The following is a 12,960-nucleotide window of genomic DNA, read 5'->3' as shown; positions in this document are numbered from 1 at the left end:
CCTGTGGGGGCGGGCTTGCCCGCGATGGCGTTGCGGCTGTCACCACAAATCCGACGGCCGAACTACTTACTTAGGCCCCAGAATCTTCACCAATTTATCCGGCGTCGGCGCGCCTTGCTGCTGTTGCAACTGACCCTTGTCGTCCATGTAGAAAATCGCCGGGGTGGCGGCCAACTCCAGGTCTTCCATCAACTTCATGTTCGCCGCGTATTTCGCCTGAACCGTCGGTGGCACGTCTTTCAAGGCCTTGAGCGAACTGTCCTTGCCGGATTTCTCGTGGTCTTCCAAGGCCTTTTGCGGGTCCTTGGCGGCCAGCAGCGCGGCGGATTTGCCCGGGCTGTCTTCGCGGATGATGCCGACCATGATGTGCCGCAACTGCACTTTGCCGGCCTTGACCCATGGCCGTGCCTGTTCCCAGAACATGTTGCAGTACGGGCAATTCGGGTCGCTGAACAGATAGACGATTCGCGGTGCGTCCTTGTTGCCGTCACCGATCCAGTTGCTCGCTTCCATCTTGCCCCAGACTTCCTTGGCCATTGGCGCGTAGACCAGTTTCTGCAACGGCGCGCTGCTCAGGTCATTGCCTTCGGCGTCATACAAATTGCCCAGCAGTACATGTTTGCCGTCCGGGGTCAGGTACAACGCCATGCCACGGTTCTGGTATTGCGCCGCGTAACCGCGCAGGCCGTCGGGGGCGTCGAACTGGCCGACGATTTTTGCGCCCTTGGCTTCGATCTTCTTGATCGCTTCAGGCAATTCTTCGGCCTGTACCGACGGCAAGTGCAGCAGGGCGGCACCCAGGGTCAAGGTCAGCAGGTGGCGGAGGCGGAGCATGGCAATTTCCTTGAAGGCGTGGCCGAGGTGGCCGGGTTCGGGGTGTCGAAGTTTTCCAGGGCTCGGGCCAGGCTGGCTTCAGAGAGCTCGCCCAGATGGCTGCCCAGCAGGTGCCCGTCGGGGCTATAGAACAGCGTAGTCGGCAATGCCATGGAACCCACGGCCTGACCCAATCGACCGCGGCCATCGAACAACACGTTAGCCAGGCTCAGGCCCTGGGTTTCGAGAAAGGTGCTGACGCTCTGCATGCTTTCGGCCTGGTTGACGAACAGGAAGGTCAAGTCCGGACGCTGTTGCTGGGCGTTTTCCAGCACCGGCATCTCCCGGCGGCACGGCGGGCACCAAGTGGCCCAAAGATTGATGACCAGCGGCCCGCCCTGGTAATCGCTGAGCGGTATGGTTTGGCCGGCGGCATTGCGCAGGGTGATCTGTGGCAGGCGCTTGCCTTGTTCGTAAATACTCAGGGAAAACGTCGCCAGCAACCAGAACGCCAGACCACTGACCACGCCAAAGCCCAACGGTCGGCGCAGGCCCGGGCGACGCCAGCCTCGATACAAGGCGGCGAGTAACAACACGACCACCCCGGGCCAGGCGAGAAAACCACCGTCGCGCAGGTCGATGATCTGCCATGGATCGTGGCGATACTGCGCCCAGTAGGCGATCACGAAACCGACCCGGGCTGCCAGCATGCCGAGCAGAAACAGGCTGAACAGCACTGACTCCGGGTTCTCGCCGCCACGCTTGGTCACCCGCCAGCCGACAAAGGTCGCCAGCGCCAGGGCACTGATCAGCAGCAGGTGATTTAGCGCGATGGCAAAGGTGCCGAGGGTAAAAGTCAGCATTAACGAGCGTCTCGGGTGGTGGTCCAGCGTTGCAGGAAGGTGCCGGCATCGACCTCACCGGTGATGCGCTGGCTGCGGCGCTCTTCGCCGTCGGGGCCGATCCACAACAGGCTTGGCGGCCCCGGCACTTTATAGCGGCCGAGCAGTTCGCGGCTGGCGGCATTGTCGGCGGTGACGTCCAGCCGTAGCAAGCGCACATCGCTGAGCGCTTCCAGGACCTGCGGTTTGCCGAAGACCTGTTTTTCCATGACTTTGCACGACACACACCAGTCGGCGTAGTAGTCCAGCAGCACCCATTGCCCCTGGGCCTTGGCCGCATCGAGTTCGCGTTGCAGGACGGCGGGCTCCCTGACCGTGGTGAATGCATCATGCGCGCTCGGCGCGGTAGTACCGGTACGGCCGGCGCTGTACACCTGCAACGGCTGATACGGATCGTCACTGCCGCCCGCCGCACCGACCACCAGCAGGCTGCCCCACAGTCCCAATAACAGCGAACTGGCACCGAACAACTGGGCGACGCGGCCAAAACCTTCGGACTGTTTCCAGGCGCTGTAAGCCGCAATCAACAGCAAGGCACCGCACAATCCCAGCCACAGCGACTCATTCAACACCGGGCGCAGCATCAGCAGCGCGGTGGCGAGGAAGAGGAAACCGAACACGCCTTTGAGCAGGTTCATCCATGCACCCGGTTTGGGCAGGAAGCGATTGCCGACAGTCACCAGCAGCAACAGCGGCACACCGATGCCGATGCCCATGGCGAACAGAATCAGCCCGCCGTGCAGCGCATTTCCACTCTGGGCGATATAGAGCAAGGCCCCCGCCAGCGGTGCGGTCATGCAAGGACCGACCAACAGGCCGGACAAAGCCCCGAGTACACCGGCACCGATCAGGCTGCCACCGCGCTGATTGCGCGAAACATGCTCGAGCCGATCTCGCACGGCCACCGGCAACTGCAGCTCAAAGAAACCGAACATCGGCAAGGCCAGCAGCACGAACACCGCTGCAAAGCTGCCCAACAGCCATGGATTCTGCAGCAGCGCTTGAAGGTTCGCCCCAAGTAGCGCAGCCAGAACGCCCATCGCCGCATACACCAACGCCATGCTGGTCACGTAACTGCCGGCGAGGGCAAAGCCACGTTTGGGCGTGGCACCGCTGCCAACAATTAAACCCGCCAGAATCGGTAGCATCGGCAACGAACAAGGAGTGAACGCCAACAGCAGCCCCAGGCCGAAGAACACCAGCAGGCTCCAGCCCAACGCCCGTTGTTGCAGGCCGCTAGCCAGGGCCTGGTCGGGCGCTTCGACGGTCGCCGCCGCTGTCGCCTGACCACCGAGATCGATGATTTGAGTCTGCGGCGGATAACACAAACCGGCATCGGCGCAGCCCTGGAAGCCTATTTTGATCTGACCAGTGGCTCCGGCCGGAATCTTCAGCTCCAGGCCTTGGCGATAGACCTGCTGTTCGCCGAAGAACTCGTCGCTGTGGGACTCGCCCTCGGGCAGCGCTGGCACCTGCTCCGGGGCCAGACCGTCGAATTTCAGGCGTTTCTGATACAGGTAATAGTTGTCGGCAATTTGCCAATAGAGCTGGGTTTCCCCGGATTCAAGGCGTTCGGAGGTGAAGATGAACGCTTTTTCCACCGGGAGAAAATCGGGTTTTGTCTCGAACGGATTCGTTCCTGCCTGGGCCACACCCGAGATCAACAGAACAAAGAATAAAAACAATCGACGCATGGGTAAGCCTTATCCCTGTGCAAGTGAGGTGCACAGTGGTGGGCGGCGATTAACCGATGATTAACCGCGCCTCCACGTGGACTCAGTCTCGGAACAGACCTGGCCAGGCCTCGTCATTCATCCCGTGTGGACCGGATTGCAGTCGGTTTTGCTGGATGTTGTAGATGAGAAATTGGCCTCTGTTGAGGAAAATGTAGTAGTAGCTGTCTGCAAACGTTCTATCGTTTTGTGCGGCGGTAATGATCCGATGTTTGAATTTTTCTAATCCTGGCATTGAGGTGGCGGTAATTTCTTCGTGGATTATCCGGTTTTTTAGATAGTCGAAAGAGAGGTAGTGTCCGTCATTGAGGAGGAATCGGAACAGGTGTTTTTTGCCCGTAAGTTGCCACCATGTACCCGCTACAATTCGGTCGAAGTAAGGAAGTATCGGCGCCCAGATGGAGTTTTCAACGCGATAGTTATTGACCGTTTTATCCCGATCCTGATCGTATTTGCAAACCATTGGGGTTTCACCGTCGTAATAAAAAAACCAGGAAATGTCGTCAGAGGTGTCTTGTGTATTCAGGTCCGTGGTAGTGAAGCCGAATCGCAGGTGTTTGGCATTTTCGTGAAAACCAGGCCATGCGTACTGCGTGGTTTCTCTAGGGTAGCTGTTCGGGACTTGATGATCGCCCAGATCAAATCGGGTGTAGGTGTCGGTGTCTTTGAAGAAAAAGTAAATGCGGTCTTTGCCGGAGCGCCAGTCAGTGGCGACGAAGTTATTGAAGTTGGGCATGGGCTGATTCCTTTCAGTGGGTTGAAGTCTATTTCGTTAATCGAATGGCGACTGGGTAAGTTGTGGGGTTAGTTATTGATTAACTACGCTGCGGAAGTAAGCTTAACGCGCAATTCAATTTTTAAAGAAAGATTTTTTGAGTTGTTTGTTTCACTGTGCAACTAAGTTGGTTTAGCAGGCCAAACTAACGACGAGGATAGAAAACCGTGCTTTTCGTCAGGCAACGCAGTTGACATAATTGCGCCTTAATCCTCAGCTGCTTGACTCGCGTTTTTAATCCTGGAGCGCCCATGCACGTACTGGTTTGTGAAGACGATGAGCTGATCGCCAGCGGCATTGTCGCCGGCCTCACGGCACAGGGCCTGACGGTGGAGCACGTCGCTACGGCGTCGTCTGCACGAGCGATGCTCAAGGTCGCCGAGTTTGACGTCATGGTGCTCGACCTTGGCCTTCCCGATGAGGATGGCCTGAAGCTGTTGCAGCAACTGCGTCACAGCGGCCTGGAGATTCCGGTGCTGATTCTTACGGCACGGGACTCGGTCACCGATCGTGTCGATGGCTTGCAGGCCGGCGCTGACGATTACCTGCTCAAGCCGTTCGACCTGCGGGAACTCGCCGCACGTCTGCACACCTTGTTGCGACGCGTGGCGGGGCGTAGCGTCAACTTGATCGAACACGGCCGTCTGACCTACGACCCGAGCAGCCGCGAAACCATGCTCGGCGGTCAGTCCGTCGACCTTTCGCGTCGTGAGCAGTCGCTGTTGCAGGCCTTGTTGCATAACCGTGGCCGGGTGCTGTCCACCGAGCAATTGAAAGACAGCGTTTATGGTTTCAACGACGAGCTGGAAAGCAATGCACTCAACGTGCATATCCATCACCTGCGGCGCAAACTCGGCAATGGCATTGTCGAGACCGTGCGTGGCCTGGGTTATCGCTTGGGGCCGGCCGATGGCGCAGAGGAATTGAAAAAGTGATGAGCCTGCGTTTACGCCTGAGCCTGACCCTCGGCGCCGCGTTTGCGCTGATCTGGGCCCTGGCCGCCGCCTGGATGCTCAGTGATCTGCGCAACCAGATGATGTTTTCCCTCGACCAGCGGCTGGTGGCGTCGGCGCGGATGGTGGCCGGGCTACTGGAGCAGCTGCCAGCGTTGCCGAGCAAGGGCGAGGGCACTCATTTCAGTGCAGAGCAGCTAAGTATTCCTGGCGGCATGGCCTGCCAGGTCAGCTCGTTGCGCGGCGAAATCCTGGCCCGCAGCCACAGCAGCCCCGAACAAACCCTGGAAGCCGAAAAAATGGGCTTCCACGATCAAATGATCGACGGCGCTCCGTGGCGCAGTTTTACCCTGGCGCGGGGCGATGTGCGGATTACCACAGCGGATCGGCAGATCGAGCGCGAAGCGCTGAACATGTCCATTTTGCTGGCGGCTTCGGTGCCGGTCGGCGTCGCGCTGCTCGGTTGCCTGTGCCTGTTGTGGCTCGGCATCGGTCAGGGGCTGGCACCGCTTAATCGTATGCGCGATGCGTTGATGCGACGTAGCGCCGATTCTCTGGAACCGTTGCAAATCCAGCCGTTGCCCAGTGAGTTGCAACCGCTGCTGGAAACCCAGAATCAGTTGTTCCAGCGCATCGGCAAGACCATCGAGCGCGAACGGCGCCTGACCGGTGACGCCGCGCACGAATTGCGCAGCCCGCTGACCGCGATCAAAACCCACCTGCAAGTGGCGCGGATGACCGAAGGCAGCGCCCGGGATCAGTCCCTGGCCCGGGCCGAAGAGGGCGCCGACCGGCTGCACCGCACGCTTGAACAATTGCTGCTGCTGGCGCGCGTCGAGGGCAGCCTGTCGTTCGATGATGGCGTGCAGTGCAGCGCCGAGCAGGTGGCGAAACTGGCGATTCAGGATGCGGCCAGCGGTGATCGTCAGCGGATCAAATTTCAGTTGCCGAGCACATTCTCCGATGCGCCGCTGCAAATGCCCGCGGTGCTATCGATTGCCGCATTGCGCAACTTGCTCGACAACGCCTTGCGCCATACCCCGGGCGAAGGGGCGGTGGAGCTGAGCCTGGAAACCACCAACAATCGCGTGCGTTTTTTGGTCCGCGACCACGGCCCGGGGATTGCCGAAGATGACCTGCAACACCTGACCCAACGCTTCTGGCGCAATGGCCAGAGCACCGGTTGCGGCCTCGGCCTGGCGATTGTCCAAGCCATCGTCCAGCGTTGCGGCTGCACCCTGCATTTCGACAGCCGGCCGGATGGCTTGCGGGTTGAATTGACGATGCCTTTGCAGTCGGTCTAACCAACACAAAACCCTGTGGGAGCGGGCTTGCCCGCGATGGCGGTGTAACAGTCAACATGGATGTTGGATGTTATGGCCTCATCGCGGGCAAGCCCGCTCCCACATTTGTTGTGTCGCACACCAAATGTAACGTCTCTCCATTAGCCACCCGGCCCCCACAGCGTTATCGTCCCCGGCAGCTTTGACTCAATGGATTGAGGTAACAGCGCCATGGATGCATCGATACACATCTGCAAGGCAACGCCTGCCGACGCCGGGATCATCAGCCGGATCGTCGAGCGCTCCATTCGCGTCGGCTGCGCGCTCGACCACCGCAACGATCCGCGAACCGTCGCCACCTGGACTCACAACAAAACCATTGACCATGTGCAGCCCTGGCTGGCCGACTCGCGGTTATACCTGAACATCGCCCTGTTGCAGGACAAACCGATCGGCGTCGCCATGGCGGCAATCAGCGGCAAGGTCGCGTTTTGTTACGTGCAGCCGGAATGGTTTCGGCGAGGCGCCGGACAAGCGCTGGTGCACGATCTCGAAACCTGGTTGATCGCTCAGGGTTTACCTCACGCGCGGCTCAACAGCACCCGTACCGGCGAGGCGTTTTACTACCGTCAGGGTTACCGGGCTTGCGCTGAAACCTTCACCGTGGCGGGACTCCACGCCATTCCCATGCACAAGGCGCTGTCGCCACCTTCATAGAAAGCTGATCGAGGGTCTAAATCCTTGAGGTCCTGATGCGTTTCCAGAACAGGAAAACCTGCAAGTGCGCCCCGTGACTGGAACGCGCACCTGCCCGGTGTGCAGTTTTGGTCACTATCAACAGCGTATTGAGGGATCGAGAGATGTCAGTCGCTACCAGCCTTATCGAAGATCAGCCGGCCCGGATTGTCTCGACGCCTGCCGAGACGCTTTATCAGTTCAACGAATCGCCATTGCTAGCCCGTCAGAGTCAGCAGGAATCGAATGCTCGCAGCTATCCGCGGCGCATTCCCCTGGCACTCAAGCGTGCCAAGGGCATTTATGTCGAAGACGTCGAAGGTCGCAGTTTCATTGATTGCCTGGCCGGTGCGGGGACTCTGGCCCTGGGGCACAACCATCCGGTGGTGATCGAAGCGATCCAGCAAGTGCTGACCGATGAACTGCCGCTGCACACACTCGACCTGACCACGCCGGTCAAGGATCAGTTTGTTCAGGACCTGTTCGGTCTATTGCCGTTGGCATTGGCCGCTGAAGCAAAAATTCAATTCTGCGGCCCCACCGGTACCGATGCAGTGGAAGCCGCGCTGAAACTGGTGCGCACCGCCACCGGGCGCAGCACGGTTCTGTCGTTCCAGGGCGGTTACCACGGCATGAGCCTGGGCGCACTGAGTCTGATGGGCAGTCTGGGGCCGAAAAAACCGTTGGGTGCGTTGCTCAGCAGTGGCGTGCAGTTCATGCCGTATCCCTACGATTACCGTTGCCCGTTCGGGCTCGGCGGCGCGCAGGGGGTGCAGGTCAATCTGAATTACCTGGAAAACCTGCTGAATGATCCCGAGGCCGGCGTGCAATTGCCCGCTGCCGTGATCGTCGAAGCGGTGCAGGGCGAGGGCGGGGTGATTCCGGCCGATCTCGATTGGCTGCGCGGCTTGCGACGCATCACCGAGAAGGCCGGCGTAGCGCTGATCGTCGACGAAATCCAGAGCGGTTTCGCCCGCACCGGCAAGATGTTCGCCTTCGAGCACGCCGGGATCATTCCGGACGTGGTGGTGCTGTCCAAAGCCATCGGCGGAAGCCTGCCGCTGGCGGTGGTGGTCTATCGCGACTGGCTCGACACCTGGCTGCCGGGCGCCCATGCCGGAACCTTCCGCGGTAATCAGATGGCGATGGCCGCAGGCTCTGCGGTGATGCGCTACCTGACAGAGCACAAGGTTTGCGAGCACGCCGCCGCCATGGGTGAACGCCTGAATGAACACCTGCACATCCTGCAGCGGGACTTCCCGCAACTGGGCGACATTCGCGGACGCGGCTTGATGCTGGGCGTCGAATTGGTCGATCCGACTGGCGCGCCGGACGCCCAAGGTCATCCACCGATATTCGGTCGTCTGGCGCCGCTGGTGCAGCGCGAATGCCTCAAGCGTGGGTTGATCCTTGAGCTGGGCGGACGTCACGGCGGTGTCGTGCGTTTCTTGCCGCCGCTGGTGATCACCGCCACTGAAATCGATCGGGTGGCCGACATTTTTGGCAGGGCCATGGCCGCAGCCACGGCCAGCCTTTAAATTTTTTGGTGCCTTGAACGTTCCTTCTACATAACGGCTGCGCACGCCGCGCAGCCCACCCTATAGCGATGGAGAGACAGCATGACGTCAGTATTCGACCGCGAGGACATCCTCTTTCAGGTCGTGGTCAACCACGAAGAGCAATACTCGATCTGGCCCGACTACAAAGCCGTGCCACAAGGTTGGCGCACCGTGGGCAAGAGTGGCCTGAAAAAGGAATGCCTGACTTACATCGAAGAGGTCTGGACCGACATGCGTCCATTGAGCCTGCGCCAGAAAATGGAAGAGCAGGCGGCTGTGGCTAACTGAGCTGTCAAGTGAGACGCGGAGCGTCTCTGGCTGCATTCCTTTGCGGCGCCTGGGAACGAAAAGCCCGCTGAACCGGTGACGGTCAGCGGGCTTTTTCAGGTCTGGAGTTTGTGTTGCCTGTCAGGCCGTCATCGCGGGCAAGCCCGCTCCCACAGTGGATTGGTGTTGTTGCATAAATAGAGTGAACACCACAAACCCCTGTGGGAGCGGGCTTGCCCGCGATGAACGATAACGCGGTCCAGCTGACTTTACGCTCCGCTCAACCCCTTGAGCACCTGATCCACATTCCCTTCCAATTCGGCCACCGGATCCGCCGCATCGACACTCAATACCACCAACCGGCTACCTGCCTCGGCAATTACCGCTTTTACCGCGTCCGACGGCTGGCGATGATGCAGCACCACCGCCACATCATTGTCCTTGAGCGTCGCACCCAGTTGCTTGAGCGCCTGCGGTGTCCACTCGGCATCCGGTCGCGCATCGAGGCCAATCAGATCCAGGTTGAGGCCGCCGATCAGGTAGCCGAAATGATCGCTCAGGCTCATCACACTCAGGTTGTCGGCATTGGCCAGCCGTGACTCACTGTCCGCGCTGAGTTTGAGCAGGCGTTGTTTGAGCGCTGCCAGGTTGGCGTCGATCTTCGGTTTGGCCGCTGGCGCCAGGCGCACCAGGTCTGCCGCCATGACATCCGCCATGCGACCCATGTTGTTGCTGGCCAGCCAAGGCTGACTGTTCAAACCGTCGACCTTGTTGTCGGGCTGCACGGCGATGCCGGGCAGGGCGCCGTCCACCGGGCGGGCGGCGTCGATTTCAATGATGCGGATATTGCTGCGCCGTGAGATCGGGTACAGCGGATCGTCCGGCCATAGCGAGCGCAGGCCGATGACCGCATCGGCGTCGATCGCCAGCTTGCTAAGCGCCGGAGCGCCCCGACCTGTGAAGTAAGCGGTCTGCCGGCTGCCAGGCAGATTGGCCGGTGCAGCGCGCTCAAGGCTGACATCGGTGCCCTCCAGCAGCAGGGCACCCAGACCGTAGGTCACAGGCAACGCCGCCAGGACCAGCACCTTGTGAGTTGAAGTCGAGGCGAAGAGCGCGGTGTTACCAGCACCGTGATTGGCCACCAGACGCATCGGCTCGAAGGTGTCGGTGGCGAATGCGTTGAAGGAGGCGGGCCCACACAAGGTCACCGCCAGGGTCAATTGACGCAGAGAAAAAGACATTTATCCGAGGTTCCCTTTCAGACTTGGAACGATACCGCGAGCGATCGCGGCCAGGGCGAAGGCGATGCCGGCCACCAGAATGATCGCGGCACCGGACGGGATGGGCAGGTCAAAGACAATCGGCGCGAGGATTCCGCACAGCGTGCTCACCGTGGCGATCAGCACCGAACACCAGAAGAACCCCTTAAGCGACTGGCTGAGCAAACGTGCGGCCGCCGCTGGAATCACCAACAGTGCGCCGACCAGAATTGCGCCGATGACTTTCACCGCCGCCACCGTGATCAGGGTCACCAGAATCACGAACAGGTAATCCAGGGTCTTCACCGCCACTCCGCGTACCGCCGCCAGCTGCGGATTGAAACTGGCGAGCATGATGCGGTTGTACAGCGGCAGGGCCAGCGCCATCACCAGCGAACCAACAATGGCCAACACCAGCAGGTCATTGCCGTTGACCGTCAGCACCGAACCGAACAGCACGTTTTCCAGAATGTGCACGTTGATCTTGCCCGCCAGAATCAACAATAGGCTGGCACCCAAGGCCAACGACACAGAAAGGAACACACCGATCAAAGTATCTGGCGCCAGCCCGGTACGATTGCGCAGGTAGTTGAGCAAAATGCCGAACAGCAGGCAGTAACCGAACAGGCTGCCATAAGGTCCGGTGTAGGGTTCACCGAGCAGAATGCCGATGGCCACACCGGTCAGCGCGGCGTGGCCCACTGCTTCGGAGAAAAATGCGAAGCGCTTGACCACCACCAGCGTACCCAAGCCGCCCAACACCGGGCCGATCAGCAGCCCGGCGAGCAGGGCATTGACCACAAATCCATAGGCCAGCGCTTGTGGCAGGTAACCCGACGAGGCCCAACCCTGGACCATCAAACGAAAGGCTTCATAACTCATCAGGCAGCGCTCCGGGGATGGGTCGAAAACAAGGTCAGCAGTCGCTCCGGAGTCAGTGCCTGTTTCGGCGTGGCATCGAACAGCACCCGGCGATTGAGCCCGGTGACCCGGTCCGCCAGTCGCGCGACCGCTTCCAGATCATGCTCGATCCACAGCACGGTTATGCCACTCTGGCGCCAGTCACCCAGCAGCCGTTCGAACACTTGAATACCAGCCTCATCGAGGGCCGACATCGGTTCGTCGAGCACCAGCAACTGTGGCGCCGGAATCAGTCCCTGGGCCAACAAAACGCGTTGGCGTTCACCGCCGGAGAGAGCGCCCATGCGCCGCTTGCGCTTGTCTTGCATGCCTACTCGTTCCAGTGCCTCGCCAATGGCTGCCGCGTAATGTTTGCTCAACCCGAGGAACGCCGGGCGCCGCTGGCACATGGCGGCCATGAAGTCATCGACAGTCATCGGTAAACCGCGATCGAATTCCAGCGCCTGGGGCACGTAGCCGATGGTCCCCGGTTCGCCCGGCCATTGCAGACTCAAGCGACCCTGATGCGGCATCTGCCCCAGCAGGGTCTTGATCAGCGAACTCTTGCCGCCACCGTTGGGGCCGACCAATGCATGCACGCTGCCGGGATGGACTTGAAAGGTCACCGTGTCGAGGATTGTCGTACGACCCAGCGTGAGGCTGACTTCGGCGAAATCCAGCGTCGGCCCCGAAACCTGTGGGAGCGAGCCTGTCTCCGGACGGCGATCCGACGAATGCGGTGTGTCATTTAACGATGATGTTGACTGACTGGACGCCTTCGCGAGCAGGCTCGCTCCCACAGGGGATTCGGGGGTGGTCTGGCTGATGGTTTCTTTAGCCGTCATGCGCCGGACTCCTGAATCGCCCGGACCACGGTGTTGAGGTTGCCGGTCATTTCTTTTTCGTACTTGTCGGCGGTGTATTCGCCATAGGAAATGTGCGACAGCGGGTACAACTTCACCCCGGATTCACGCTGGATGGTCTCGACGTAAGTGGACGGGAAATCCATCTCCGAGAAGATCACTTTCACGTCCAGTTCCCGCAGTTGATCGATGGTTTTTTTCAGCTGGCTGGGGCTCGGTTCGATACCGTGGGCCGGCTCGACCACGGCAGTCACTTCCAGGCCAAACTCGCGCAGCAAATAGTCGTAGGCGGCATGCACCGTGGCCACGCGCAACTCCGCGTTCGGCGCCTGGGTCAGTTTTGCCAGGGCATCGGCGCGCATCTGCCGCAGGCGTTTGCCGTAGGCGCGGGCGTTCTGGGTGTAGGTTTTGGCGTTGCTCGGGTCAAGCTTGCCCAGTTCCCGGGCGATGTTGTTGACCTGGGCAATGGAGGCGCTGATCGACAGGAACGTGTGCGGATTGACCACCTTGCCGGCACCGCGGGCAGCGACACCGGTGGCGGCCAAGAGGGGCACATTTTCGTTGGCTTCGATCACCTTGATGTTCGGGGTTTCGCTGGCGGCAATCATGCGGTCGGCGAAATCGTCATGGCCCACGCCGTTGAGCACGACCACGTCCAGCCCGCTGATGCGTTTGATGTCTTCGGCCCGCGGCTCGTAGGCATGCGGGTTGAAACCGGCCGGGATCAGCGGCACCACTTCGGCCTTGTCACCGACGATGTTGGCCACGTAACTGTAATAAGGGTGCAGGGTGATGCCGATGCGCAGGCGCTTGGCTTCATCGGCACTGGCCAAAGGGGTCAGCAAACAGGCAAACAGGCCGACCAGCAGCAGGTGAAAAAAGGGATGACGTTGAGATGAACTAGGCATGGGAAAGCGG

Annotated in this window: 13 protein-coding genes; 5 read left to right on the top strand and 8 right to left on the bottom strand. The window is 60.3% G+C overall.

Annotated features, from left to right (window positions below; all coding sequences use genetic code 11):
- Positions 1–66 precede the first annotated feature (66 nt).
- The 4 genes from dsbG to AB3226_RS06095 form a co-directional block, all read right to left on the bottom strand.
- A complete protein-coding gene (dsbG, locus tag AB3226_RS06110; protein WP_367372416.1) occupies positions 67–834 on the bottom strand; it encodes a thiol:disulfide interchange protein DsbG in 768 nt (255 codons plus the stop codon).
- Complete coding sequence (locus AB3226_RS06105; protein WP_367372415.1) at positions 810–1,676, bottom strand: prolipoprotein diacylglyceryl transferase family protein; 867 nt, start codon at positions 1,674–1,676, stop codon at positions 810–812. The genes dsbG and AB3226_RS06105 overlap by 25 nt, the downstream gene beginning before the upstream one ends.
- Positions 1,676–3,409 (bottom strand): protein-disulfide reductase DsbD, encoded by a 1,734-nt coding sequence (gene dsbD, locus AB3226_RS06100; protein WP_367372414.1) that lies wholly within the window; start codon positions 3,407–3,409, stop codon positions 1,676–1,678. The genes AB3226_RS06105 and dsbD overlap by 1 nt, the downstream gene beginning before the upstream one ends.
- Positions 3,410–3,491: 82 nt before the next feature.
- Positions 3,492–4,184 (bottom strand): hypothetical protein, encoded by a 693-nt coding sequence (locus AB3226_RS06095; protein ID WP_367372413.1) that lies wholly within the window; start codon positions 4,182–4,184, stop codon positions 3,492–3,494.
- Between the two features lie 290 nt (positions 4,185–4,474).
- Between AB3226_RS06095 and AB3226_RS06090 the strand changes: the two genes are divergently transcribed.
- The 5 genes from AB3226_RS06090 to AB3226_RS06070 all read left to right on the top strand — a co-directional run bounded on the left by AB3226_RS06090 (position 4,475) and on the right by AB3226_RS06070 (position 9,041).
- Positions 4,475–5,158, top strand: a complete 684-nt coding sequence (locus AB3226_RS06090) for a response regulator (RefSeq protein ID WP_367372412.1) — start codon at positions 4,475–4,477, stop codon at positions 5,156–5,158.
- Positions 5,155–6,480: an ATP-binding protein gene (locus AB3226_RS06085; RefSeq protein ID WP_367372411.1), complete on the top strand. Its 1,326-nt coding sequence runs from the start codon at positions 5,155–5,157 to the stop codon at positions 6,478–6,480. The genes AB3226_RS06090 and AB3226_RS06085 overlap by 4 nt, the downstream gene beginning before the upstream one ends.
- Before the next feature lie 210 nt (positions 6,481–6,690).
- Positions 6,691–7,176 (top strand): GNAT family N-acetyltransferase, encoded by a 486-nt coding sequence (locus AB3226_RS06080; RefSeq protein WP_367372410.1) that lies wholly within the window; start codon positions 6,691–6,693, stop codon positions 7,174–7,176.
- Between the two features lie 143 nt (positions 7,177–7,319).
- Complete coding sequence (locus AB3226_RS06075) at positions 7,320–8,732, top strand: aspartate aminotransferase family protein (RefSeq protein ID WP_367372409.1); 1,413 nt, start codon at positions 7,320–7,322, stop codon at positions 8,730–8,732.
- Between the two features lie 81 nt (positions 8,733–8,813).
- Complete coding sequence (locus AB3226_RS06070) at positions 8,814–9,041, top strand: MbtH family protein (protein WP_367372408.1); 228 nt, start codon at positions 8,814–8,816, stop codon at positions 9,039–9,041.
- Between the two features lie 248 nt (positions 9,042–9,289).
- Here AB3226_RS06070 and AB3226_RS06065 read toward each other — a convergent pair whose 3' ends face one another.
- Genes AB3226_RS06065 through AB3226_RS06050 form a run of 4 tightly spaced genes read right to left on the bottom strand, consistent with a single transcriptional unit; the run spans position 9,290 to position 12,950 of the window.
- Positions 9,290–10,261: a metal ABC transporter substrate-binding protein gene (locus AB3226_RS06065; protein ID WP_367372407.1), complete on the bottom strand. Its 972-nt coding sequence runs from the start codon at positions 10,259–10,261 to the stop codon at positions 9,290–9,292.
- Positions 10,262–11,161 (bottom strand): metal ABC transporter permease, encoded by a 900-nt coding sequence (locus AB3226_RS06060; protein ID WP_095634639.1) that lies wholly within the window; start codon positions 11,159–11,161, stop codon positions 10,262–10,264. It lies immediately after the preceding gene.
- Positions 11,161–12,024 (bottom strand): metal ABC transporter ATP-binding protein, encoded by an 864-nt coding sequence (locus AB3226_RS06055; protein WP_367372406.1) that lies wholly within the window; start codon positions 12,022–12,024, stop codon positions 11,161–11,163. Before AB3226_RS06055 ends, AB3226_RS06060 begins: the two co-directional genes overlap by 1 nt.
- Entirely contained in the window at positions 12,021–12,950 is a 930-nt protein-coding gene (locus tag AB3226_RS06050; protein WP_367372405.1) for a metal ABC transporter substrate-binding protein, read from the bottom strand. Before AB3226_RS06050 ends, AB3226_RS06055 begins: the two co-directional genes overlap by 4 nt.
- Positions 12,951–12,960: the final 10 nt, after the last annotated feature.

The organism is Pseudomonas lini (assembly GCF_964063345.1).
Taxonomy (GTDB): domain Bacteria; phylum Pseudomonadota; class Gammaproteobacteria; order Pseudomonadales; family Pseudomonadaceae; genus Aquipseudomonas; species Aquipseudomonas lini_B.
This window is presented reverse-complemented; position numbering and strand designations above follow the sequence as displayed.

What these genes read in the sequence shown, in the direction of transcription:
- dsbG (WP_367372416.1), bottom strand. Translation starts at nt 834, where the DNA reads ATGCTCCGCCTCCGCCACCTGCTGACCTTGACCCTGGGTGCCGCCCTG.
- AB3226_RS06105 (WP_367372415.1), bottom strand. Translation starts at nt 1,676, where the DNA reads ATGCTGACTTTTACCCTCGGCACCTTTGCCATCGCGCTAAATCACCTG.
- dsbD (WP_367372414.1), bottom strand. Translation starts at nt 3,409, where the DNA reads ATGCGTCGATTGTTTTTATTCTTTGTTCTGTTGATCTCGGGTGTGGCC.
- AB3226_RS06095 (WP_367372413.1), bottom strand. Translation starts at nt 4,184, where the DNA reads ATGCCCAACTTCAATAACTTCGTCGCCACTGACTGGCGCTCCGGCAAA.
- AB3226_RS06090 (WP_367372412.1), top strand. Translation starts at nt 4,475, where the DNA reads ATGCACGTACTGGTTTGTGAAGACGATGAGCTGATCGCCAGCGGCATT.
- AB3226_RS06080 (WP_367372410.1), top strand. Translation starts at nt 6,691, where the DNA reads ATGGATGCATCGATACACATCTGCAAGGCAACGCCTGCCGACGCCGGG.
- AB3226_RS06075 (WP_367372409.1), top strand. Translation starts at nt 7,320, where the DNA reads ATGTCAGTCGCTACCAGCCTTATCGAAGATCAGCCGGCCCGGATTGTC.
- AB3226_RS06070 (WP_367372408.1), top strand. Translation starts at nt 8,814, where the DNA reads ATGACGTCAGTATTCGACCGCGAGGACATCCTCTTTCAGGTCGTGGTC.
- AB3226_RS06065 (WP_367372407.1), bottom strand. Translation starts at nt 10,261, where the DNA reads ATGTCTTTTTCTCTGCGTCAATTGACCCTGGCGGTGACCTTGTGTGGG.
- AB3226_RS06060 (WP_095634639.1), bottom strand. Translation starts at nt 11,161, where the DNA reads ATGAGTTATGAAGCCTTTCGTTTGATGGTCCAGGGTTGGGCCTCGTCG.
- AB3226_RS06055 (WP_367372406.1), bottom strand. Translation starts at nt 12,024, where the DNA reads ATGACGGCTAAAGAAACCATCAGCCAGACCACCCCCGAATCCCCTGTG.
- AB3226_RS06050 (WP_367372405.1), bottom strand. Translation starts at nt 12,950, where the DNA reads ATGCCTAGTTCATCTCAACGTCATCCCTTTTTTCACCTGCTGCTGGTC.